Here is a 21,949-nt window from a genome sequence, read left to right on the forward strand (position 1 = left end):
CTACTTCTTCTTGGCTTCTTTACGACGGACGACTTCGTCCGCGTAGCGCACACCTTTGCCTTTGTACGGCTCTGGTGGACGGAAGTCGCGGATCTCGGCGGCCACTTGACCTACCAGCTGCTTATCGATACCCCGGATCAGGATGTCGGTTTGGCTAGGAGTCTCAGCGGTGATGCCTTCCGGCAGTTCATAATCCACTGGGTGCGAGAAGCCAAGAGCCAGGTTCAGCACTGTGCCTTTTGCTTGCGCTTTGTAACCAACACCGACCAGCTGGAGCTTGCGCTCGAAGCCTTGGCTTACGCCTTGGACCATGTTGTTTACCAACGCACGAGTGGTACCAGCCATTGCGCGAGTTTGTTGATCGCCATTGCGAGCAGCGAAACGCAGCTCACCAGCTTCTTCAACGATCTCAACGGACGAATGGATGTTCAGTTCGAGAGTGCCCTTGGCACCCTTCACCGAAAGCTGTTGGCCTGCGAATTTGACTTCGACACCGGCTGGCAGCTTAACGGGGTTCTTAGCGACGCGTGACATGCTTATCCCCCCTTAGAACACAGTGCAAAGAACTTCGCCGCCGACACCGGCAGCGCGCGCAGCACGATCCGTCATCACACCTTTGTTGGTGGAGACGATAGACACACCGAGACCGCCACGAACTTTTGGCAGATCATCGACGGACTTGTACTGACGCAGGCCTGGACGGCTAACGCGCTTCACTTCTTCGATGACCGGACGGCCTTCGAAGTATTTCAGCTCGATAGACAGCAGTGGTTTGATTTCGCTGCTGATCTGATAACCCGCAATGTAACCTTCGTCCTTCAGGACTTTGGCAACAGCTACCTTCAAAGTAGAAGATGGCATGCTTACGACGGACTTTTCAGCCATCTGGGCATTACGGATTCGAGTTAGCATGTCCGCTAACGGGTCCTGCATACTCATGGGCTAGACGCTCCTAATACAAAAAAATTAGCCTTGCGGCTACTACTTGTCGCCGAGCTCATCCATGCGGAAAAAGCACGGGCTCAGGCGAGCCGGGTATTCTAGACACACCCCACAAATGAATCAAGCCCCAAAAGGGGCTTGATTCAAGTTCAAGGTCACCGGTGGTCAGGATCTTGCGATCCCGAACACCGAGACTTTGATAGTGCTTACCAGCTGGCTTTAACCAGACCAGGTACGTCACCACGCATTGCAGCTTCACGCAGCTTGTTACGGCCAAGGCCGAACTTGCGGTAAACGCCGTGTGGACGACCGGTCAGGCGGCAGCGGTTACGCATGCGCGAGGCGCTTGCGTCACGTGGCTGCTTCTGCAGAGCTACTGTAGCTTCCCAACGCGCTTCTGGACTTGCGTTCAGATCAACGATGATAGCTTTCAGTGCTGCACGCTTCTTGGCGTACTTGGCAACCGTGAGCTGACGCTTCAGCTCGCGGTTTTTCATGCTCATCTTGGCCATTTTCCTACTCCAATCAGTTGCGGAACGGGAATTTGAAAGCACGCAACAGGGCGCGACCTTCATCATCGTTCTTGGCAGTGGTGGTCAGGGTAATGTCCAGACCGCGGAGAGCATCGATCTTGTCGTAGTCGATTTCCGGGAAGATGATCTGCTCTTTAACGCCCATGCTGTAGTTACCACGACCATCGAAGGACTTGGCATTCAGGCCGCGGAAGTCGCGAACCCGAGGCAGGGAGATCGACAGCAGACGATCCAGGAACTCGTACATACGCTCACGGCGCAGGGTCACTTTGACGCCGATCGGCCAACCTTCACGGACTTTAAAGCCAGCGATGGATTTCCGAGCGTAGGTCACAACGACTTTTTGGCCGGTGATCTTTTCCAGGTCGGCAACAGCATGCTCGATGACTTTTTTGTCACCGACCGCTTCGCCCAGACCCATGTTCAGGGTGATTTTTGTAACGCGTGGAACTTCCATCACGTTCGAAAGCTTAAGTTCTTCCTTAAGCTTCGGTGCGATTTCCTTCCAGTAAATCTCTTTTAGTCGTGCCATGGTCTTCTACCTAGCAGTGTTCAAGCATCAACCGCTTTTTGGGTCGACTTGAAGACACGAATTTTCTTGCCGTCTTCTACTTTGAAACCAACGCGGTCAGCCTTGTTGGTTTCGCCGTTGAAAATGGCGACGTTAGAAGCGTCCAGTGGAGCTTCTTTTTCGACGATACCGCCTTGTACGCCCGACGCCGGGTTAGGCTTGGTATGACGCTTAACCAGGTTCAGACCACCAATAACCAGACGGTTATTAGCGAGAACCTTAAGCACCTTACCGCGCTTACCTTTGTCTTTGCCGGCGATCACGATGATCTCGTCGTCACGACGAATCTTTTGCATGTCGGATCTCCTTACAGCACTTCTGGGGCGAGCGAGACGATCTTCATGAACTTCTCAGTACGAAGTTCACGGGTCACTGGCCCAAAGATACGGGTGCCGATCGGCTCTTGCTTGTTGTTCAGAAGAACAGCAGCGTTGCCATCAAAGCGGATAATGGAGCCATCAGCACGACGTACGCCGTGACGAGTGCGGACTACAACAGCAGTCATCACTTGGCCTTTTTTCACTTTACCGCGAGGAATTGCTTCCTTCACGGTAACTTTGATGATGTCACCGATACCAGCGTAACGACGATGGGAGCCACCCAGCACCTTGATGCACATAACACGGCGAGCGCCACTGTTATCGGCCACATCGAGCATGGATTGAGTCTGAATCATATAATTTCTCCGACCCCTAGTCCTTAGACTTCCACAGCGCGTTCGAGAACATCAACCAATGCCCAAGACTTGGTCTTGGCCAGCGGACGAGTTTCACGAATAGTGACTTTGTCGCCGATGTGGCACTGATTGGTTTCGTCGTGCGCGTGCAGCTTAGTCGAACGCTTAACGTATTTACCGTAGATCGGGTGCTTAACGCGACGCTCGATCAGAACGGTGATGGTTTTGTCCATCTTGTCGCTGACAACACGGCCAGTCAGCGTACGGACAGTTTTTTCGGCTTCAGCCATGATTACTTACCTGCCTGCTGGTTAAGCACAGTCTTCACGCGAGCGATGTCACGTTTAACTTGCGAGAGCAGATGAGACTGCCCCAACTGGCCAGTTGCTTTCTGCATACGCAGATTGAACTGGTCGCGCAGCAGGCCGAGCAGTTGCTCGTTCAGCTGCTGTGCGGATTTTTCACGAAGTTCATTCGCTTTCATCACATCACCGTCCGTTTAACAAAGGCGGTGGCGAGCGGCAGCTTTGCAGCAGCCAGGGCAAAAGCCTCACGCGCCAGCTCTTCAGTAACACCCTCGATTTCATACAGGACTTTGCCTGGCTGAATCTGGGCAACCCAGTACTCCACACTACCCTTACCTTTACCCATCCGAACTTCGAGTGGCTTTTTGGAAATAGGCTTGTCCGGGAATACACGGATCCAGATCTTGCCGCCACGTTTAACGTGACGGGTCAGAGCACGACGCGCTGACTCGATCTGACGAGCGGTGAGACGACCACGAGCTACAGACTTCAGCGCGAACTCGCCGAAGCTGACTTTGCTACCGCGCTGAGCCAGACCACGGTTGTGGCCTGTCATCTGCTTGCGGAACTTCGTACGCTTTGGTTGCAACATTTGGCGTACCCCTTACTTAGCAGCTTTTTTACGAGGCGCTGGTGCTTGTGGCTTCAGTTCTTCTTGGCGACCACCAATTACTTCGCCTTTGAAGATCCAAACCTTTACACCGATCACACCATAAGTGGTGTGAGCTTCGTAGTTGGCATAGTCGATGTCGGCACGCAGGGTGTGCAGTGGCACACGACCTTCGCGATACCATTCAGTACGTGCGATTTCAGCACCGCCGAGACGACCGCTCACTTGGATTTTGATGCCTTTGGCACCAATGCGCATGGCGTTCTGTACAGCGCGCTTCATAGCGCGACGGAACATTACGCGACGCTCCAGCTGCTGAGCTACGCTCTGCGCAACCAACATACCGTCGAGCTCCGGCTTGCGGATTTCTTCGATATTGATGTGCACAGGCACACCCATTTGTTTGGTCAGGTCCTGACGCAGTTTCTCAACATCTTCACCTTTCTTCCCGATAACGATACCTGGACGAGCGGTGTGGATGGTGATACGTGCAGTTTGAGCCGGACGATGGATATCGATACGGCTTACGGACGCGCTTTTTAGTTTGTCTTGGAGATACTCACGCACCTTCAGATCAGCGAACAAATAGTCCGCATAAGTCCGACCGTCTGCGTACCAGACGGAGGTGTGCTCCTTGACGATTCCCAGGCGAATGCCAATGGGATGTACTTTCTGACCCATCTCTTCGACTCCGTTACTTGTCAGCAACCTTGACAGTGATATGGCAAGACCGCTTGACGATGCGATCAGCACGGCCTTTGGCACGTGGCATGATTCGCTTCAGCGAACGCCCTTCGTTGACGAAAACGGTGCTGACTTTAAGGTCATCAACGTCTGCGCCTTCGTTATGCTCGGCGTTGGCTACGGCCGACTCCAGCACTTTCTTCATGATCTCGGCGGCTTTCTTACTGCTGAAAGCCAACAGGTTGAGCGCTTCGCCCACCTTCTTCCCGCGGATCTGGTCGGCGACCAAGCGGGCTTTCTGGGCGGAGATTCGAGCGCCCGACAACTTAGCGGCTACTTCCATCGTTCCTTACCCCTTAACGCTTGGCTTTCTTGTCTGCCACGTGCCCACGATATGTGCGGGTACCGGCAAACTCGCCCAGTTTGTGGCCGACCATGTCTTCGTTCACGAGAACTGGAACATGTTGACGACCGTTATGAACTGCAATGGTCAAACCGACCATTTGTGGCAGGATCATCGAACGACGCGACCAGGTTTTAACTGGTTTGCGATCGTTCTTTTCCGCCGCCACTTCGATCTTCTTCAGTAGGTGAAGATCAATAAAAGGACCTTTTTTCAGAGAACGTGGCACTGTCGTATCCCTCTATTTACTTGCGACGACGGACGATCATTTTGTCGGTACGCTTATTACCACGAGTCTTCGCGCCCTTAGTCGGGAAGCCCCATGGCGATACCGGATGACGACCACCAGAGGTACGACCTTCACCACCACCATGTGGGTGGTCAACCGGGTTCATGGCAACACCACGAACGGTTGGGCGAACGCCACGCCAGCGTTTGGCACCAGCTTTACCCAGCGAACGCAGGCTGTGCTCGGAGTTCGAGACTTCACCCAGGGTCGCGCGGCATTCAGCCAGCACTTTACGCATCTCACCAGAACGCAGACGCAGGGTCACGTAGACACCTTCACGAGCGATCAGCTGAGCCGAAGCACCAGCGGAACGAGCGATTTGTGCGCCTTTACCTGGCTTCAATTCGATGCCGTGTACGGTGCTACCAACTGGAATGTTACGCAGTTGCAGAGCGTTGCCCGGCTTGATCGGTGCCAGGGCACCTGCGATCAGCTGGTCGCCAGCACTCACGCCTTTAGGGGCGATGATGTAGCGACGCTCGCCATCTGCGTACAGCAGCAGAGCGATGTGAGCAGTACGGTTTGGATCGTATTCAATACGCTCGACAGTGGCAGAGATGCCATCTTTGTCGTTGCGACGGAAATCGACCAGACGATAATGCTGCTTATGGCCACCACCGATGTGACGAGTGGTAATACGACCATTGTTGTTACGACCACCAGTCTTCGATTTTTTCTCGAGCAGCGGTGCGTGAGGAGCGCCTTTATGCAGCTCCTGGTTGACCACCTTGACCACAAAACGGCGGCCAGGGGAAGTCGGTTTGCATTTAACGATTGCCATGATGCACCCCTTCCTTACTCAGCACTGCTGCTGAAATCGAGATCTTGGCCTGGCTGAAGGGAGATAACTGCCTTCTTCCAGTCATTACGCTTGCCCAGACCGCGAGCAGTGCGCTTGCTCTTACCCAGAACATTCAGGGTAGTAACACGCTCTACTTTCACGCTGAACAGACTTTCGACGGCCTTCTTGATTTCCAGCTTGGTTGCGTCAGTTGCAACCTTGAAAACGAACTGGCCTTTCTTGTCAGCCAGAACCGTAGCCTTCTCGGAAACGTGCGGGCCAAGCAGAACTTTAAATACGCGTTCCTGGTTCATCCCAGCAGCTCCTCGAATTTCTTCACGGCCGACACGGTGATCAACACCTTGTCGTATGCGATCAGACTAACTGGATCGGAACCTTGCACGTCACGTACATCAACGTGTGGCAGGTTACGAGCAGCCAGGTACAGGTTCTGATCAACCACTTCAGACACGATCAAGACGTCAGCCAGGCCCATGCCGGTCAGTTTGTTCAGCAGATCTTTGGTCTTCGGTGCATCAACAGCGAAGTCCTGAACCACAACCAGACGATCAGTACGCACCAGCTCAGCAAGGATGGAACGCATTGCTGCGCGATACATCTTCTTGTTCAGCTTCTGGGTGTGATCCTGAGGACGAGCTGCGAAAGTGGTACCGCCGCCACGCCAGATTGGGCTACGGATAGTACCGGCACGAGCACGGCCAGTACCTTTCTGACGCCATGGGCGCTTACCGCCACCACGAACGTCGGAACGGGTCTTTTGCTGCTTGCTACCTTGACGGCCGCCGGCCATGTAGGCCACGACTGCTTGGTGAACCAGCGTCTCGTTGAATTCGCCGCCAAATGTCAGTTCGGAAACTTCGATCGCTTGAGCGTCATTTACATTTAATTGCATGTCAGCTTCCCCTTAACCGCGAGCCTTGGCTGCTGGACGTACAACCAAGTTGCCGCCAGTAGCGCCAGGAACAGCGCCCTTGACCAACAACAGATTGCGTTCAGCGTCCACGCGCACTACTTCGAGGGACTGCACGGTCACGCGCTCAGCGCCCATATGACCGGACATTTTTTTGCCCTTGAATACACGACCAGGAGTCTGGCACTGGCCGATAGAGCCTGGAACGCGGTGGGATACGGAGTTACCGTGGGTATTATCTTGCCCGCGGAAATTCCAACGCTTGATCGTACCCTGGAAGCCTTTACCTTTGGACTGACCGGTTACATCAACCAGTTGACCAGCGGCGAAGATTTCAGCGTTGATCAGATCGCCGGCCTGGTACTCGCCTTCTTCAAGACGGAATTCCATTACGGTACGACCAGCGGCAACGTTCGCTTTAGCGAAGTGGCCAGCTTGAGCAGCTGTAACACGCGAAGCACGACGCTCGCCTACAGTGACTTGCACTGCACGATAGCCATCGGTCTCTTCAGTTTTGAACTGGGTGACGCGATTCGGTTCGATCTCAATGACCGTGACCGGAATGGAGACACCTTCTTCGGTGAAAATACGGGTCATACCGCATTTACGACCGACTACACCAATAGTCATGTTGTAAACCTCATGAGTGTACGGGGCTTTCACCCGCTATGGCCGCCCATTTCAGAGCGTTACACGACTAAGACCGAGTCTTAGCCGAGGCTGATCTGCACTTCCACACCGGCCGCAAGATCAAGCTTCATAAGAGCATCAACGGTTTTATCCGTTGGCTGGACGATGTCCAGAACGCGCTTATGAGTACGGATCTCATACTGGTCACGCGCGTCTTTGTTGACGTGCGGGGAGACCAGAACGGTGAACCGCTCTTTACGGGTAGGCAGTGGAATTGGACCACGCACTTGAGCACCAGTACGTTTCGCGGTTTCCACGATTTCCTGGGTGGATTGGTCGATCAGGCGATGGTCAAAAGCCTTCAACCTGATACGGATTTGCTGATTTTGCATTGGATTTCAGACTCCGGCTGCTATTCCCAGCGAGCGCAATACGCCCGTTAAAAGGAGGCGCAATTCTATAGACGGGCTACTACAGTGTCAACCCAATAAAAAAGCCCCCGCTAGGCGGGGGCTTTTTCAAGTCATCACTTATTAAGCGATGATTTTGGCTACGACGCCAGCGCCGACGGTACGACCGCCTTCACGAATAGCGAAACGCAGACCATCTTCCATTGCGATGGTTTTGATCAGGGTGACAACCATTTTGATGTTGTCGCCTGGCATTACCATTTCAACGCCTTCCGGCAGTTCGCAGTTACCGGTCACGTCAGTGGTCCGGAAGTAGAACTGTGGACGGTAGCCTTTGAAGAACGGAGTGTGGCGACCGCCTTCTTCTTTGCTCAACACATACACTTCAGCTTCGAAGGTAGTGTGCGGCTTAACCGAACCTGGCTTGACCAGAACCTGGCCACGCTCAACGTCGTCACGCTTGGTGCCGCGCAGCAGCACGCCGCAGTTCTCGCCAGCACGACCTTCGTCGAGCAGCTTACGGAACATTTCAACACCGGTGCAGGTGGTGACGGTAGTGTCACGCAGACCAACGATTTCCAGTGGATCCTGAACCTTGACGATACCGCGCTCGATACGGCCAGTTACAACAGTACCGCGACCGGAGATCGAGAATACGTCTTCGATTGGCATCAGGAACGGCTTGTCGATAACACGAACTGGATCTGGGATGTAGCTGTCCAGAGTTTCTACCAGACGCTTAACAGCGGTGGTACCCATTTCGTTGTCGTCTTGGCCGTTCAGGGCCATCAGAGCCGAACCAATGATGATCGGAGTGTCATCACCTGGGAAGTCGTAAGTGCTCAGCAGATCGCGCACTTCCATCTCAACCAATTCCAGCAGCTCAGCGTCGTCAACCATGTCAGCCTTGTTCAGGAAGACAACGATGTACGGAACGCCAACCTGACGGGACAGCAGGATGTGCTCACGGGTTTGTGGCATCGGACCATCAGCGGCCGAGCAAACCAGGATAGCGCCGTCCATCTGGGCAGCACCGGTGATCATGTTCTTCACATAGTCAGCGTGACCTGGGCAGTCAACGTGAGCGTAGTGACGGATCGCCGAGTTGTATTCAACGTGTGCGGTGTTGATGGTGATACCGCGAGCCTTTTCTTCCGGAGCGCTATCGATTTTGTCGAAAGCAACAACAGCCGAACCGAAAACTTCGGAGCAGACGCGAGTCAGAGCAGCGGTCAGCGTGGTTTTACCGTGGTCGACGTGACCGATGGTGCCAACGTTGACGTGCGGGAGGGTACGGTCAAATTTTTCTTTAGCCACGACAATTAACTCCTAGCCTAAAGGGGCTGATTCAGCCTTGTTTTTTGGTAACGGTTTCGACGATGTGCGACGGAGCCGTATTGTATTTTTTGAATTCCATAGAGTAGCTTGCGCGACCTTGGGACATGGAACGAACGTCGGTTGCGTAACCGAACATTTCACCCAACGGAACCTCGGCGCGAATAACTTTGCCGGAAACCGTGTCTTCCATACCCAGGATCATGCCACGACGACGGTTAAGGTCGCCCATCACGTCACCCATATAGTCTTCAGGCGTAACAACCTCTACCGCCATGATCGGCTCAAGCAACTCACCACCGCCCTTCTGGGCCAGCTGCTTGGTCGCCATGGAGGCAGCCACCTTAAACGCCATCTCGTTCGAGTCGACGTCGTGGTAGGAACCATCAAACACGGTAGCCTTCAGGCCGATCAGCGGATAGCCGGCGACAACGCCGTTCTTCATCTGCTCTTCGATACCCTTCTGGATAGCCGGGATGTATTCCTTAGGAACCACACCACCCACTACTTCGTTCAGGAATTGCAGACCTTCCTGACCTTCGTCAGCAGGAGCAAAACGAATCCAGCAGTGACCGAACTGGCCACGACCGCCGGATTGGCGAACGAACTTGCCTTCAATTTCGCAGCTCTTCGTGATGCGCTCACGGTACGAAACTTGAGGCTTACCGATGTTGGCTTCGACGTTGAACTCACGGCGCATCCGGTCAACCAGGATGTCCAGGTGCAACTCGCCCATGCCGGAGATGATCGTTTGACCAGTCTCTTCATCAGTCTTGACGCGGAAAGACGGGTCTTCCTGAGCAAGTTTGCCCAGAGCGATACCCATTTTTTCCTGGTCGTCCTTGGTCTTAGGCTCTACGGCAACCGAAATAACCGGCTCCGGGAAGTCCATGCGAACCAGGATAATTGGCTTGTCAGCGTTGCACAAAGTTTCACCAGTGGTGACGTCCTTCATGCCGATCAAGGCCGCGATGTCACCAGCGCGTACTTCCTTGATTTCTTCACGGGCGTTTGCGTGCATTTGCACCATACGACCCACGCGCTCTTTCTTGCCTTTAACCGAGTTGATCACGCCGTCGCCGGAGGCCAACACGCCCGAGTAAACTCGAACAAAGGTCAAGGTACCCACGAATGGGTCGGTAGCGATCTTGAACGCCAGAGCCGAGAACGGCTCGCTGTCGTCTGCGTGACGCTCCATTTCCTTGGTCTCGTCATCCGGGTCAGTACCCTTGATGGCAGGAATGTCGGTAGGAGCAGGCAGGTAGTCGATAACGGCGTCGAGAACCAGGGGAACACCCTTGTTCTTGAAGGAAGAACCGCAAACAGCCAGAACGATCTCACCAGCGATAGTACGCTGACGCAGAGCGGCCTTGATTTCCGCGTTGGTGAGTTCTTCACCTTCGAGGTACTTGTTCATCAGCTCTTCGCTGGCTTCGGCCGCAGCCTCAACCATGTTGCCGCGCCACTCGTCAGCCAGTTCCTGCAGTTCAGCAGGGATAGGCTTGCGAACTGGAACCATGCCTTTGTCAGCGTCATTCCAGTAAACAGCTTCCATGGCGATCAGATCGATCTGACCCTGGAAGTTATCTTCGGAACCGATAGCCAACTGGATTGGCACCGGAGTGTGACCCAGACGCTGCTTGATCTGACCGATCACGCGCAGGAAGTTTGCACCAGCACGGTCCATCTTGTTTACGTAAACAAGACGTGGAACGCCGTATTTGTTGGCTTGACGCCATACGGTTTCCGACTGAGGCTCAACACCCGAGGTGCCGCAGAACACAACGACCGCGCCATCGAGTACACGCAGGGAACGCTCAACTTCAATAGTGAAGTCAACGTGGCCCGGGGTATCAATAACGTTGAAGCGGTATTGGTCTTTGTGCTGCTTCTCGGAACCCTGCCAGAAGGCGGTAATAGCAGCAGAAGTAATGGTAATACCACGCTCCTGCTCCTGCACCATCCAGTCTGTGGTCGCGGCGCCGTCATGCACCTCGCCCATCTTGTGACTTTTGCCAGTGTAAAAAAGGACGCGCTCGGTGGTGGTGGTCTTACCAGCATCCACGTGAGCAACGATACCAATGTTACGGTAGCGATTAATCGGTGTAGTACGAGCCATAAAGCCCTCGCAAAATTAGTGACGCTAAAATTAGAAGCGGTAGTGCGAGAAAGCCTTGTTGGCTTCAGCCATGCGGTGCACGTCTTCACGCTTCTTAACTGCAGCACCTTTACCTTCGGCAGCGTCCAACAGTTCGCCAGCCAAACGCAGAGCCATAGACTTCTCGCCGCGCTTGCGGGCGAAGTCTACCAACCAGCGCATTGCCAGGGCGTTACGACGGGACGGACGAACTTCAACCGGAACCTGGTAAGTAGCACCGCCTACACGGCGCGACTTTACTTCGACCAGCGGAGCGATGGCGTCGAGAGCTTTCTCGAAGATTTCCAGGGGGTCGCTGTTCTTGCGTTCTTTAACCTTCTCCAGCGCGCCATAAACGATACGCTCGGCAACGGCTTTCTTGCCGCTTTCCATTACGTGGTTCATGAACTTGGCCAGGATTTGGCTTCCGTATTTTGGATCGTCAAGCACTTCGCGCTTGGCTGCTACGCGTCTTCTTGGCATGGATAAGCCCTCAAACGGTCTTCAGGTTCGCTCGGAATCGGTGCCCTTTCGGGACGCCTCCGACCTTACTCTTATCGACTCAGAAAAATAGAAAATCAGTTTTTACAAAAAGCCACTACTACTTAGGCTTCTTGGTACCGTACTTCGAACGACCCTGGTTACGACCTTTAACGCCGGAAGTATCCAAAGAACCGCGTACGGTGTGGTAACGAACACCTGGCAAGTCTTTTACACGACCGCCGCGGATCAGTACCACGCTGTGCTCTTGCAGGTTGTGGCCTTCACCGCCGATGTACGAGGAAACCTCGAAACCGTTGGTCAGACGCACACGGCATACTTTACGCAGTGCCGAGTTAGGTTTTTTCGGCGTGGTGGTATACACACGGGTGCATACGCCACGACGTTGCGGGCAGTTCTGCAGCGCAGGCACGTCGGATTTCTCGACGATACGCTTACGCGGCTGACGTACCAGCTGGTTGATAGTTGCCATCTACTAGCTCCACTGTTGTCTTGCGACGCTATTGTCTTGCAAGAAAAGCAAAATGGCAGGAACGAATTCCCGCCAAATTTAGGGGTACAAGAGTCTAAAGAGGATCTTGCCCCCAGTCAAGGCAAGGCCCCGACCTCCCCGCTCATCCAACCTCGACAAATTGTCTCGATTCGATGAACGGAATGGCCAGGGCCTTACGCTCATTTACCGCAGAACTCAGTTACCGCTCGAGTTCAGCGCTTCGGTCAGTGCAGCTTCCACTTCACTGGCGCTTACGCGCAACGGTTTGTCAGCATCACGGCGGCGCTTGCGCTCGCTGTGATAAGCCAGACCGGTACCAGCCGGGATCAGACGACCCACGACCACGTTTTCTTTCAGGCCGCGCAGGTAATCGCGCTTGCCGGTTACCGCCGCTTCGGTCAGTACGCGAGTGGTTTCCTGGAAGGAAGCCGCCGAGATGAACGATTCGGTGGACAACGACGCCTTGGTGATACCCAGCAGCACGCGAGTGAACTTGGAAACGAATTTCTCGTCGCCAGCCAAACGCTCGTTCTCTACCAGAACGTGAGTCAACTCCATCTGGTCGCCCTTGATGAAAGTCGAGTCGCCAGATTCAGCGATTTCAACCTTACGCAACATCTGACGCAGGATGGTCTCGATGTGCTTGTCGTTGATCTTCACGCCTTGCAGACGATAAACGTCCTGGATCTCGTTTACGATGTACTTGGCCAGCGCACTCACACCCAGCAGACGCAGGATGTCGTGTGGATCGCTCGGGCCGTCGGAGATAACTTCGCCGCGGTTTACCTGTTCGCCTTCGAAGACGTTCAGGTGACGCCACTTTGGAATCAGCTCTTCGTACGGATCGGAGCCATCGTTCGGAGTGATAACCAGACGGCGCTTGCCCTTGGTCTCTTTACCGAACGCGATGGTGCCGCTGACTTCAGCCAGAATCGAGGCTTCTTTCGGACGACGTGCTTCGAACAAGTCGGCAACACGCGGCAGACCACCAGTGATGTCACGGGTCTTCGAAGTCTCTTGCGGGATACGAGCGATAACATCACCGATCGCAATCTTCGCGCCATCCGCTACACCAACCAGGGCGTTAGCAGGCAGGAAGTACTGAGCAATTACGTCAGTACCCGGCAGCAAGAGATCCTTGCCGTTGTCATCAACCATCTTCACTGCAGGACGAATATCTTTACCGGCAGCTGGACGGTCTTTGGCGTCGAGTACTTCAATGTTGGTCATACCGGTCAATTCGTCAGTCTGACGCTTGATCGTGATGCCTTCTTCCATGCCCACGTAGGTCACGGTACCTTTCATTTCGGTAACGATTGGGTGAGTGTGCGGATCCCACTTGGCCACGATTGCGCCAGCGTCGACCTTGTCACCTTCTTTAACCGAAATCACAGCACCGTACGGCAGCTTGTAACGCTCGCGCTCACGCCCGAAGTCATCAGCGATTGCCAGTTCACCGGAACGGGACACAGCAACCAGGCAACCATCCACTCGCTCAACGTGCTTCAGGTTATGCAGACGGACGGTACCGCCATTCTTCACCTGAACGCTGTCGGCTGCGGAGGTCCGGCTTGCCGCACCACCGATGTGGAACGTACGCATGGTCAGCTGGGTACCCGGCTCACCGATGGACTGGGCAGCGATAACGCCGACCGCTTCACCGATGTTCACCTGGTGACCACGAGCCAAGTCACGGCCGTAGCACTTGGCGCAAATGCCGTAGCGGGTTTCGCAGCTGATCGGCGAACGCACGATCACTTCGTCGATGCTGTTCAGCTCGATGAACTCGACCCACTTCTCGTCTACCAGCGTGCCGGCAGGAACGATGATTTCTTCGGTACCTGGCTTGAACACGTCACGGGCAATAACACGACCCAATACGCGCTCACCCAGCGGCTCAACAACGTCACCGCCTTCAATGTGCGGAGTCATTACCAGGCCATGTTCGGTGCCGCAATCGATCTCGGTTACTACCAGATCCTGCGCCACGTCTACCAGACGACGAGTCAGGTAACCGGAGTTCGCAGTTTTCAACGCGGTATCCGCCAAACCTTTACGAGCACCGTGAGTGGAGATGAAGTACTGAAGTACGCTCAAACCTTCACGGAAGTTCGCAGTAATCGGCGTTTCGATGATGGAACCGTCCGGCTTGGCCATCAGGCCACGCATACCCGCGAGCTGACGGATCTGCGCAGCAGAACCCCGTGCGCCCGAGTCGGCCATCATGTACATCGAGTTGAAAGACTCTTGGTCGACTTCGACACCGTGGCGGTCGATGACTTTCTCTTTCGAGAGGTTGGCCATCATTGCCTTGGAAACTTCGTCGTTCGCCTTGGACCAAAGGTCGATCACTTTGTTGTACTTCTCGCCCTGGGTTACCAGGCCGGAGGCGTACTGACTTTCGATCTCTTTCACTTCATCAGTAGCAGCATTGATGATGCGGGCTTTTTCATCCGGGATAACGAAGTCGTTAACACCGATGGAAACGCCAGAAATGGTCGAATAGGCAAAACCGGTGTACATCAACTGGTCAGCGAAGATCACGGTCTCTTTCAAACCAACCACGCGGTAGCACTGGTTGATCAGCTTGGAGATCGCCTTTTTCTTCATTGGCTGGTTGACGACGTCGTACGACAGGCCAGGCGGAACAACCTGGAACAACAGCGCACGGCCGACAGTGGTGTCGACGATACGGGTGTTCTTGACGCTGCCACCATCACGATCGTTGACGGTTTCGTTGATCCGCACTTTGACTTTAGCGTGCAGTGCGGCTTCGCCGGCACGGAACACACGGTCAACTTCTTGCAGATCCGCAAACACACGACCTTCGCCCTTGGCGTTGATCGCTTCACGAGTCATGTAGTACAGACCCAATACAACGTCCTGCGACGGAACGATGATTGGCTCACCGTTGGCTGGCGACAGAATGTTGTTGGTCGACATCATCAACGCACGCGCTTCCAACTGGGCTTCCAGTGTCAGCGGTACATGCACGGCCATTTGGTCGCCGTCGAAGTCGGCGTTGTACGCAGCACAGACCAGAGGGTGCAGCTGGATAGCCTTACCTTCGATCAGTACCGGTTCAAACGCCTGGATACCCAGACGGTGAAGGGTCGGTGCACGGTTGAGGAGAACCGGGTGTTCACGGATCACTTCAGCGAGAACGTCCCAAACCTCTGGCAGCTCGCGCTCAACCATCTTCTTGGCAGCTTTGATTGTGGTAGCGAGACCACGCATTTCCAGCTTGCCAAAAATGAACGGCTTGAACAGCTCGAGAGCCATTTTCTTCGGCAGACCGCACTGGTGCAGACGCAGGGTCGGACCTACGGTAATTACCGAACGACCGGAGTAGTCAACACGCTTACCGAGCAAGTTCTGACGGAAACGACCCTGTTTACCCTTGATCATGTCAGCCAGGGATTTCAGAGGACGCTTGTTGGAACCAGTGATAGCGCGGCCACGACGCCCGTTATCGAGCAGTGCATCGACAGCTTCCTGCAACATACGCTTTTCGTTGCGCACGATGATGTCCGGAGCGGACAGATCAAGCAGGCGCTTCAAGCGGTTGTTACGGTTGATCACTCGACGATACAGATCGTTGAGGTCGGAAGTCGCGAAGCGACCGCCATCCAGCGGGACCAGTGGACGCAGATCTGGCGGCAGAACCGGCAGAACGGTCAGCACCATCCATTCTGGAAGGTTGCCGGAACCCTGGAAGGCTTCCATCAACTTCAGACGCTTGGACAGCTTCTTGATTTTGGTTTCGGAGTTGGTTTGCGGAATTTCTTCACGCAGACGGCCAATCTCGTGTTCCAGATCGATAGCGTGCAGCAGTTCACGGACAGCTTCGGCACCCATGCGGGCATCGAAATCGTCGCCGAACTCTTCCAGCGCTTCGAAGTACTGCTCATCGTTGAGCAGCTGACCTTTTTCAAGGGTGGTCATGCCTGGATCGATAACGACATAGCTCTCGAAGTAGAGAACGCGCTCGATATCACGCAAGGTCATGTCCATCAGCAAGCCGATACGCGACGGCAGCGACTTCAGGAACCAGATGTGGGCAACCGGCGAAGCCAGTTCGATGTGCGCCATGCGCTCACGACGAACTTTGGCCAGCGCGACTTCAACGCCGCACTTCTCGCAGATCACACCGCGGTGCTTCAAGCGCTTGTACTTACCGCACAGGCACTCGTAATCCTTTACCGGGCCAAAGATCTTGGCGCAGAACAGGCCGTCACGCTCAGGTTTGAACGTACGGTAGTTGATGGTTTCCGGCTTTTTAACTTCACCGAACGACCACGAACGGATCATCTCAGGCGATGCCAATCCAATACGGATGGCGTCGAACTCTTCGACTTGACCCTGGTTTTTCAGCAAATTCAGTAGGTCTTTCAAGGCCTTTCCTCCTGGCGGAGCAGAGAGCGGGCAATCCTGCCCCGCTCTCGATTCGCGTCACGTGTTATTCGGTTTCCAGATCGATATCGATGCCGAGGGAACGAATTTCCTTGATCAACACGTTGAAGGACTCGGGCATGCCCGGCTCCATACGGTGATCGCCATCCACGATGTTTTTGTACATCTTGGTACGGCCGTTCACATCGTCCGACTTCACTGTGAGCATTTCTTGCAGAGTGTAAGCAGCACCGTATGCTTCCAGTGCCCAGACCTCCATCTCCCCGAAACGCTGACCACCGAACTGCGCCTTACCACCCAGCGGCTGCTGGGTAACCAGGCTGTAGGAACCGGTAGAACGAGCGTGCATCTTGTCGTCTACCAAGTGGTTCAGCTTCAGCATGTACATGTAGCCAACAGTAACCGGGCGCTCGAACTTGTTGCCGGTACGGCCGTCGGTCAGCTGCATCTGGCCGCTTTCTGGCAGGTCTGCCAGTTTCAGCATGGCCTTGATTTCGCTTTCCTTGGCGCCGTCGAACACTGGAGTGGCCATTGGAACGCCGCCACGCAGGTTCTTCGCCAGATCCAGGATTTCCTGGTCGGAGAAGCTATCCAGATCTTCGTTACGACCGCCGATCTGGTTGTAGATCTCGTCGAGGAATTTACGAAGCTCAGCGACTTTGCGCTGTTCTTCGATCATCCGGTTGATCTTCTCGCCCAGACCTTTAGCCGCGAGGCCCAGGTGGGTTTCAAGGATCTGACCAACGTTCATACGCGAAGGTACGCCCAACGGGTTGAGGACGACGTCGACCGGGGTGCCATTGGCATCGTGCGGCATGTCTTCAACCGGCATGATCACGGAGACCACACCTTTGTTACCGTGACGACCGGCCATCTTATCGCCCGGCTGGATGCGGCGACGGATTGCCAGGTAAACCTTGACGATTTTCAGCACGCCTGGAGCCAGGTCATCGCCCTGCTGCAGTTTGCGCTTCTTGTCTTCGAACTTGTCGTCCAGCAGACGGCGGCGATCAACGATGTAGGCCTGAGCCTTCTCGAGCTGCTCGTTCAGAGCATCTTCAGCCATGCGCAGTTTGAACCACTGACCATGCTCAAGACCGTCGAGAACTTCGTCGGTGATTTCCTGACCTTTCTTCAGACCGGCGCCGCCTTCGGCTTTGTGGCCGACCAGAGCGGAACGCAGACGTTCGAAAGTTGCGCCTTCGACGATACGGAACTCTTCGTTCAGGTCCTTGCGGATCTCGTCGAGCTGAGTCTTCTCGATCGACAGTGCGCGAGCATCACGCTCAACGCCGTCGCGGGTGAAGACCTGTACGTCGATGACGGTACCCTTGGTGCCGGTAGGCACACGCAGGGAGGTGTCTTTAACGTCGCTGGCTTTTTCACCAAAGATGGCACGCAGCAGTTTTTCTTCCGGAGTCAGTTGGGTCTCGCCTTTCGGAGTGACCTTACCAACCAGGATGTCGCCTGCGCCAACTTCAGCACCTACGTAAACGATACCGGCTTCGTCCAGCTTGTTCAGTGCAGCTTCACCCACGTTCGGGATGTCTGCAGTGATTTCCTCTGGCCCAAGCTTGGTGTCACGTGCCACACAGGTCAGTTCCTGAATGTGGATCGTGGTAAAGCGGTCTTCTTGAACAACTCGTTCCGACAGGCAGATGGAGTCTTCGAAGTTGTAACCGTTCCAGGCCATGAACGCGATGCGCATGTTCTGACCCAGCGCCAGTTCACCCATGTCGGTGGACGGGCCGTCAGCCATGATGTCGCTACGCTGAACCCGATCACCTTTACGCACCAGCGGACGCTGGTTGATGCAGGTGTTCTGGTTGGAGCGGGTGTATTTGGTCAGGTTGTAGATGTCGACACCAGCTTCACCGGTTTCAACTTCATCATCAGCAACACGAACCACGATACGGCTGGCGTCGACGGAATCGATAACGCCACCACGACGAGCCACGACGCAAACGCCGGAGTCACGAGCTACGTTACGCTCCATGCCAGTACCGACCAGCGGCTTGTCAGCGCGCAGAGTTGGTACAGCTTGACGCTGCATGTTCGAACCCATCAACGCACGGTTGGCGTCATCGTGCTCGAGGAACGGGATCAGCGACGCTGCAACCGAAACTACCTGCTTCGGAGAAACGTCCATCAAGGTGACGTCTTCCGGCGCCTTGACGGTGAACTCGTTCAAGTGACGAACAGCTACCAGCTCGTCGATCAGCATCTTCTTGTCGTTCATCGTGGCCGAAGCCTGAGCGATCACGTGATCAGCTTCTTCGATGGCGGACAGGAACACGATCTCGTCGGTGACCAGAGCGTCTTTCACCACACGGTATGGGCTTTCGAGGAAGCCGTACTGGTTGGTGCGCGCATAAGCGGCCAGGGAGTTGATCAGACCGATGTTCGGACCTTCCGGCGTTTCAATCGGGCATACACGACCGTAGTGAGTCGGGTGTACGTCACGAACTTCAAAGCCAGCACGTTCACGAGTCAAACCGCCAGGGCCGAGTGCAGAAACACGACGCTTGTGGGTGATCTCGGACAGCGGGTTGTTCTGGTCCATGAACTGGGAAAGCTGGCTGGAACCGAAGAACTCTTTCACCGCCGCAGCCACTGGCTTGGCGTTGATCAGGTCTTGCGGCATCAGGCCTTCGCTTTCAGCCATCGACAGACGCTCTTTGACCGCACGCTCAACACGTACCAGGCCAACGCGGAACTGGTTCTCGGCCATTTCGCCTACGCAGCGAACACGACGGTTACCCAGGTGGTCGATGTCATCGACGATGCCTTTACCGTTACGGATGTCGACCAGAGTCTTCAGCACAGCAACGATGTCTTCTTTGCACAACACGCCCGAACCTTCGATCTCGGTACGACCGATACGACGGTTGAACTTCATCCGGCCGACCGCAGACAGGTCATAGCGCTCAGGACTGAAGAACAGGTTGTTGAACAGAGTTTCGGCAGCGTCTTTGGTTGGCGGCTCGCCTGGACGCATCATGCGATAGATCTCGACCAGCGCTTCCAATTGGTTGCTGGTGGAGTCGATCTTCAGCGTATCGGAAACGAACGGACCGCAGTCGATATCGTTGGTGTACAGAGTTTCGATGCGAACAACCTGGGACTTGGCGATTTTTGCCAGGATCTCGGTGTTCAGCTCAGTGTTGCACTCTGCCAGGATTTCGCCGGTTGCCGGATGCACGATGACCTTGGCGGTAGTGCGACCCAGGACGTAGTCCAGAGGCACTTGCAGCTCTTTGATCCCGGCTTTTTCCAGCTGGTTGATGTGGCGAGCAGTGATACGACGACCTTGCTCGACAATAACCTTGCCTTTGTCATCCAGGATATCCAGGACAGCAATTTCACCACGCAGGCGGTGCGGCACCAGTTCCAGGCTGAGGTTTTCACCTTGCACGTGGAAGACGTTGGTGGTGTAGAACGCGTCGAGCACTTCTTCAGTGGTATAGCCGAGCGCGCGCAGCAGTACCGATGCAGGCAGCTTGCGACGACGGTCGATACGCACGAATACGCAGTCTTTCGGGTCGAACTCGAAGTCCAACCACGAACCGCGGTAAGGAATGATACGCGCCGAGTACAACAGTTTGCCGGAGCTGTGCGTCTTGCCACGGTCGTGGTCGAAGAACACGCCCGGGGAACGGTGCAGCTGGGAAACGATTACACGCTCGGTACCGTTGATTACAAAGGTACCGTTCTCAGTCATCAGGGGGATTTCACCCATGTAGACTTCTTGCTCTTTGATGTCCTTGATCGCTTTGTTCGACGATTCTTTGTCGAAAATGATCAGGCGCACTTTTACCCGCAAAGGTACGGCGTAAGTTACACCGCGCAATACGCATTCTTTGACATCAAATGCCGGTTCGCCCAGGCGATAACCGACGTACTCCAGCGCAGCATTGCCGGAGTAGCTGATGATCGGGAAAACGGATTTGAAGGCCGCATGCAGGCCCACGTCGCGGAACTGATCTTTAGTCGCTCCCGCTTGCAAGAATTCACGATACGAATCCAGCTGGATGGCCAGGAGGTACGGCACATCCATGACGTCCGGCAACTTGCTAAAGTCCTTGCGGATACGTTTTTTCTCAGTATATGAGTAAGCCATCAGCGTTCCCCAGCTTGGTCACCTGCTTGTTTGGCCCCTCCCGACGGGAGCAGCCAGAAAATCGTGCAAACCCCATGGTTTGCGCCACCGCATCGGGTGGTTACAGCTCGTTATCAGCACCGACCCAGTCGGCTGCCAATAACGGAAAAAGGCCGGTGGCAAGAGCCACCAGCCATCAGCCTTTCGCTTAACGCTCGGGCTGGAGACGCAAAGTCGATGCTTACTTCAGCTCGACTTTAGCGCCTGCTTCTTCCAGAGTGGCTTTTGCTTTGTCAGCTGCGTCTTTCGAAACAGCTTCCAGAACAACGCCAGGAGCGCCGTCAACTACAGCCTTGGCTTCTTTCAGGCCCAGACCGGTCAGTTCACGTACTGCCTTGATCACGTTAACTTTCTTCTCGCCAGCTTCCAGCAGCATGACGTTGAATTCAGTTTGTTCTTCAACTACGGCAGCGACAGCAGCTGGACCAGCGGAAGCAGCGGCAGCGGAAACGCCGAACTTCTCTTCCATGGCCTTGATCAGCTCAACGATTTCCAGAACGGATTTTTCGCCGATTGCTTCGATGATTTGGTCGTTAGTCAGAGACATGACTATAAATTCCTGTATTGGGGTGACAGCCTACGCGGCCATCGAAATAAACAATAAACGCTGAAAGGAGTCGCTCAGCCTTAGGCTGCGGCAGCTTCTTTCTGGTCGCGAAGAGCCGCCAGAGTACGAGCCAATTTGCTGGTTGCGCCTTGAATCACGCTCATCAGCTGAGAAATTGCTTCGTCACGGGTCGGCAGGCTTGCCAGTACGTCGATCTGATTAGCTGCGAGGAACTTGCCCTCGAACGCAGCTGCCTTGATCTCGAACTTATCCTGACCTTTTGCGAACTCTTTGAAGATACGAGCAGCAGCGCCCGGATGATCTTTGGAGAATGCAATCAAGGTCGGGCCAGTGAACACGTCGTTGAGCACGTCATATTGAGTGCCAGCAACGGCGCGCTTGAGCAGAGTGTTACGTACAACACGTACGTAAACGCCAGCTTCACGAGCCTCTTTACGGAGTCCGGTCATAGCGCCTACTGTTACGCCACGGGCATCAGCCACGACAGCGGACAGAGCAACTTGGGCAGCCTTGTTGACTTCAGCGACGATGGCCTTCTTGTCTTCAAGTTTAATTGCCACGGGAAAAACTCCTGCTTG

At 54.8% G+C, this 21,949-nt stretch carries 25 protein-coding genes; all 25 read right to left on the bottom strand.

The genetic code is table 11. The annotated features are described in order from the left end of the window. Positions 1-534 (bottom strand): 50S ribosomal protein L6, encoded by a 534-nt coding sequence (rplF, locus tag KW848_RS17775; protein ID WP_007896774.1) that lies wholly within the window; start codon positions 532-534, stop codon positions 1-3. Positions 535-546: 12 nt separating this feature from the next. Further along, complete coding sequence (gene rpsH / locus KW848_RS17780; RefSeq protein WP_003186040.1) at positions 547-939, bottom strand: 30S ribosomal protein S8; 393 nt, start codon at positions 937-939, stop codon at positions 547-549. 209 nt (positions 940-1,148) lie between these two features. Then, the gene (rpsN, locus tag KW848_RS17785) at positions 1,149-1,454 is read right to left on the bottom strand and encodes a 30S ribosomal protein S14 (protein ID WP_003176414.1); all 306 of its coding nucleotides are present in this window, start codon (positions 1,452-1,454) and stop codon (positions 1,149-1,151) included. A 13-nt stretch (positions 1,455-1,467) separates the two neighbouring features. Next, positions 1,468-2,007 carry a 50S ribosomal protein L5 gene (rplE, locus tag KW848_RS17790; protein ID WP_003176415.1) on the bottom strand — a complete coding sequence of 180 codons (540 nt, stop codon included), beginning with the start codon at positions 2,005-2,007 and terminating at the stop codon, positions 1,468-1,470. Between the two features lie 20 nt (positions 2,008-2,027). Beyond that, the gene (rplX, locus tag KW848_RS17795) at positions 2,028-2,342 is read right to left on the bottom strand and encodes a 50S ribosomal protein L24 (protein ID WP_008145498.1); all 315 of its coding nucleotides are present in this window, start codon (positions 2,340-2,342) and stop codon (positions 2,028-2,030) included. 11 nt (positions 2,343-2,353) lie between these two features. After that, positions 2,354-2,722 carry a 50S ribosomal protein L14 gene (rplN, locus tag KW848_RS17800; RefSeq protein WP_002555479.1) on the bottom strand — a complete coding sequence of 123 codons (369 nt, stop codon included), beginning with the start codon at positions 2,720-2,722 and terminating at the stop codon, positions 2,354-2,356. 23 nt (positions 2,723-2,745) lie between these two features. Then, complete coding sequence (rpsQ, locus tag KW848_RS17805; RefSeq protein WP_003176419.1) at positions 2,746-3,012, bottom strand: 30S ribosomal protein S17; 267 nt, start codon at positions 3,010-3,012, stop codon at positions 2,746-2,748. Positions 3,013-3,014: 2 nt separating this feature from the next. After that, the gene (rpmC, locus tag KW848_RS17810; protein WP_002555481.1) at positions 3,015-3,206 is read right to left on the bottom strand and encodes a 50S ribosomal protein L29; all 192 of its coding nucleotides are present in this window, start codon (positions 3,204-3,206) and stop codon (positions 3,015-3,017) included. Beyond that, complete coding sequence (gene rplP, locus KW848_RS17815) at positions 3,206-3,619, bottom strand: 50S ribosomal protein L16 (RefSeq protein WP_008145497.1); 414 nt, start codon at positions 3,617-3,619, stop codon at positions 3,206-3,208. The genes rpmC and rplP overlap by 1 nt, the downstream gene beginning before the upstream one ends. Positions 3,620-3,631: 12 nt before the next feature. Continuing rightward, complete coding sequence (gene rpsC, locus KW848_RS17820; protein ID WP_003176422.1) at positions 3,632-4,318, bottom strand: 30S ribosomal protein S3; 687 nt, start codon at positions 4,316-4,318, stop codon at positions 3,632-3,634. A gap of 13 nt (positions 4,319-4,331) precedes the next feature. Continuing rightward, complete coding sequence (gene rplV / locus KW848_RS17825; protein WP_003103908.1) at positions 4,332-4,664, bottom strand: 50S ribosomal protein L22; 333 nt, start codon at positions 4,662-4,664, stop codon at positions 4,332-4,334. A gap of 13 nt (positions 4,665-4,677) precedes the next feature. Then, the gene (gene rpsS / locus KW848_RS17830) at positions 4,678-4,953 is read right to left on the bottom strand and encodes a 30S ribosomal protein S19 (protein ID WP_002555486.1); all 276 of its coding nucleotides are present in this window, start codon (positions 4,951-4,953) and stop codon (positions 4,678-4,680) included. 16 nt (positions 4,954-4,969) lie between these two features. Continuing rightward, positions 4,970-5,794 (bottom strand): 50S ribosomal protein L2, encoded by an 825-nt coding sequence (gene rplB, locus KW848_RS17835; RefSeq protein WP_003176423.1) that lies wholly within the window; start codon positions 5,792-5,794, stop codon positions 4,970-4,972. 14 nt (positions 5,795-5,808) lie between these two features. Then, entirely contained in the window at positions 5,809-6,108 is a 300-nt protein-coding gene (gene rplW, locus KW848_RS17840) for a 50S ribosomal protein L23 (RefSeq protein ID WP_002555488.1), read from the bottom strand. Next, positions 6,105-6,707: a 50S ribosomal protein L4 gene (rplD, locus tag KW848_RS17845; protein ID WP_218537606.1), complete on the bottom strand. Its 603-nt coding sequence runs from the start codon at positions 6,705-6,707 to the stop codon at positions 6,105-6,107. Before rplD ends, rplW begins: the two co-directional genes overlap by 4 nt. A gap of 12 nt (positions 6,708-6,719) precedes the next feature. Then, on the bottom strand, positions 6,720-7,355 hold the full coding sequence (gene rplC, locus KW848_RS17850; protein ID WP_003186059.1) for a 50S ribosomal protein L3: 636 nt from the start codon (positions 7,353-7,355) through the stop codon (positions 6,720-6,722). An 80-nt stretch (positions 7,356-7,435) separates the two neighbouring features. Next, positions 7,436-7,747, bottom strand: coding sequence for a 30S ribosomal protein S10 (gene rpsJ, locus KW848_RS17855; protein ID WP_003186070.1), 312 nt, complete (start codon positions 7,745-7,747; stop codon positions 7,436-7,438). A gap of 141 nt (positions 7,748-7,888) precedes the next feature. Then, entirely contained in the window at positions 7,889-9,082 is a 1,194-nt protein-coding gene (gene tuf, locus KW848_RS17860; RefSeq protein WP_111451228.1) for an elongation factor Tu, read from the bottom strand. A 31-nt stretch (positions 9,083-9,113) separates the two neighbouring features. Further along, positions 9,114-11,219 (bottom strand): elongation factor G, encoded by a 2,106-nt coding sequence (gene fusA / locus KW848_RS17865; RefSeq protein ID WP_033059466.1) that lies wholly within the window; start codon positions 11,217-11,219, stop codon positions 9,114-9,116. Positions 11,220-11,249: 30 nt separating this feature from the next. Then, positions 11,250-11,720 (bottom strand): 30S ribosomal protein S7, encoded by a 471-nt coding sequence (rpsG, locus tag KW848_RS17870; RefSeq protein WP_002555493.1) that lies wholly within the window; start codon positions 11,718-11,720, stop codon positions 11,250-11,252. Positions 11,721-11,838: 118 nt separating this feature from the next. After that, positions 11,839-12,210, bottom strand: coding sequence for a 30S ribosomal protein S12 (gene rpsL, locus KW848_RS17875; RefSeq protein WP_002555494.1), 372 nt, complete (start codon positions 12,208-12,210; stop codon positions 11,839-11,841). 216 nt (positions 12,211-12,426) lie between these two features. Beyond that, positions 12,427-16,626 carry a DNA-directed RNA polymerase subunit beta' gene (gene rpoC / locus KW848_RS17880; RefSeq protein WP_111451230.1) on the bottom strand — a complete coding sequence of 1,400 codons (4,200 nt, stop codon included), beginning with the start codon at positions 16,624-16,626 and terminating at the stop codon, positions 12,427-12,429. 64 nt (positions 16,627-16,690) lie between these two features. Continuing rightward, entirely contained in the window at positions 16,691-20,764 is a 4,074-nt protein-coding gene (rpoB, locus tag KW848_RS17885; RefSeq protein WP_095131480.1) for a DNA-directed RNA polymerase subunit beta, read from the bottom strand. 220 nt (positions 20,765-20,984) lie between these two features. Next, a complete protein-coding gene (gene rplL, locus KW848_RS17890) occupies positions 20,985-21,350 on the bottom strand; it encodes a 50S ribosomal protein L7/L12 (RefSeq protein WP_008145490.1) in 366 nt (121 codons plus the stop codon). Between the two features lie 80 nt (positions 21,351-21,430). Further along, the gene (gene rplJ, locus KW848_RS17895) at positions 21,431-21,931 is read right to left on the bottom strand and encodes a 50S ribosomal protein L10 (RefSeq protein WP_008145489.1); all 501 of its coding nucleotides are present in this window, start codon (positions 21,929-21,931) and stop codon (positions 21,431-21,433) included. Between the last annotated feature and the right edge of the window lie 18 nt (positions 21,932-21,949).

The sequence above is a fragment of the Pseudomonas sp. PDM25 genome, from assembly GCF_019219045.1.
In the GTDB taxonomy this organism is placed as follows: domain Bacteria; phylum Pseudomonadota; class Gammaproteobacteria; order Pseudomonadales; family Pseudomonadaceae; genus Aquipseudomonas.

Bases quoted from the DNA above. Each gene is read 5' to 3' on its own strand.
- rplF (WP_007896774.1), bottom strand. From the start codon at position 534: ATGTCACGCGTCGCTAAGAACCCCGTTAAGCTGCCAGCCGGTGTCGAA.
- rpsH (WP_003186040.1), bottom strand. From the start codon at position 939: ATGAGTATGCAGGACCCGTTAGCGGACATGCTAACTCGAATCCGTAAT.
- rpsN (WP_003176414.1), bottom strand. From the start codon at position 1,454: ATGGCCAAGATGAGCATGAAAAACCGCGAGCTGAAGCGTCAGCTCACG.
- rplE (WP_003176415.1), bottom strand. From the start codon at position 2,007: ATGGCACGACTAAAAGAGATTTACTGGAAGGAAATCGCACCGAAGCTT.
- rplX (WP_008145498.1), bottom strand. From the start codon at position 2,342: ATGCAAAAGATTCGTCGTGACGACGAGATCATCGTGATCGCCGGCAAA.
- rplN (WP_002555479.1), bottom strand. From the start codon at position 2,722: ATGATTCAGACTCAATCCATGCTCGATGTGGCCGATAACAGTGGCGCT.
- rpsQ (WP_003176419.1), bottom strand. From the start codon at position 3,012: ATGGCTGAAGCCGAAAAAACTGTCCGTACGCTGACTGGCCGTGTTGTC.
- rpmC (WP_002555481.1), bottom strand. From the start codon at position 3,206: ATGAAAGCGAATGAACTTCGTGAAAAATCCGCACAGCAGCTGAACGAG.
- rplP (WP_008145497.1), bottom strand. From the start codon at position 3,619: ATGTTGCAACCAAAGCGTACGAAGTTCCGCAAGCAGATGACAGGCCAC.
- rpsC (WP_003176422.1), bottom strand. From the start codon at position 4,318: ATGGGTCAGAAAGTACATCCCATTGGCATTCGCCTGGGAATCGTCAAG.
- rplV (WP_003103908.1), bottom strand. From the start codon at position 4,664: ATGGAAGTAGCCGCTAAGTTGTCGGGCGCTCGAATCTCCGCCCAGAAA.
- rplB (WP_003176423.1), bottom strand. From the start codon at position 5,794: ATGGCAATCGTTAAATGCAAACCGACTTCCCCTGGCCGCCGTTTTGTG.
- rplW (WP_002555488.1), bottom strand. From the start codon at position 6,108: ATGAACCAGGAACGCGTATTTAAAGTTCTGCTTGGCCCGCACGTTTCC.
- rplD (WP_218537606.1), bottom strand. From the start codon at position 6,707: ATGCAATTAAATGTAAATGACGCTCAAGCGATCGAAGTTTCCGAACTG.
- rplC (WP_003186059.1), bottom strand. From the start codon at position 7,355: ATGACTATTGGTGTAGTCGGTCGTAAATGCGGTATGACCCGTATTTTC.
- rpsJ (WP_003186070.1), bottom strand. From the start codon at position 7,747: ATGCAAAATCAGCAAATCCGTATCAGGTTGAAGGCTTTTGACCATCGC.
- fusA (WP_033059466.1), bottom strand. From the start codon at position 11,219: ATGGCTCGTACTACACCGATTAATCGCTACCGTAACATTGGTATCGTT.
- rpsG (WP_002555493.1), bottom strand. From the start codon at position 11,720: ATGCCAAGAAGACGCGTAGCAGCCAAGCGCGAAGTGCTTGACGATCCA.
- rpsL (WP_002555494.1), bottom strand. From the start codon at position 12,210: ATGGCAACTATCAACCAGCTGGTACGTCAGCCGCGTAAGCGTATCGTC.
- rpoB (WP_095131480.1), bottom strand. From the start codon at position 20,764: ATGGCTTACTCATATACTGAGAAAAAACGTATCCGCAAGGACTTTAGC.
- rplL (WP_008145490.1), bottom strand. From the start codon at position 21,350: ATGTCTCTGACTAACGACCAAATCATCGAAGCAATCGGCGAAAAATCC.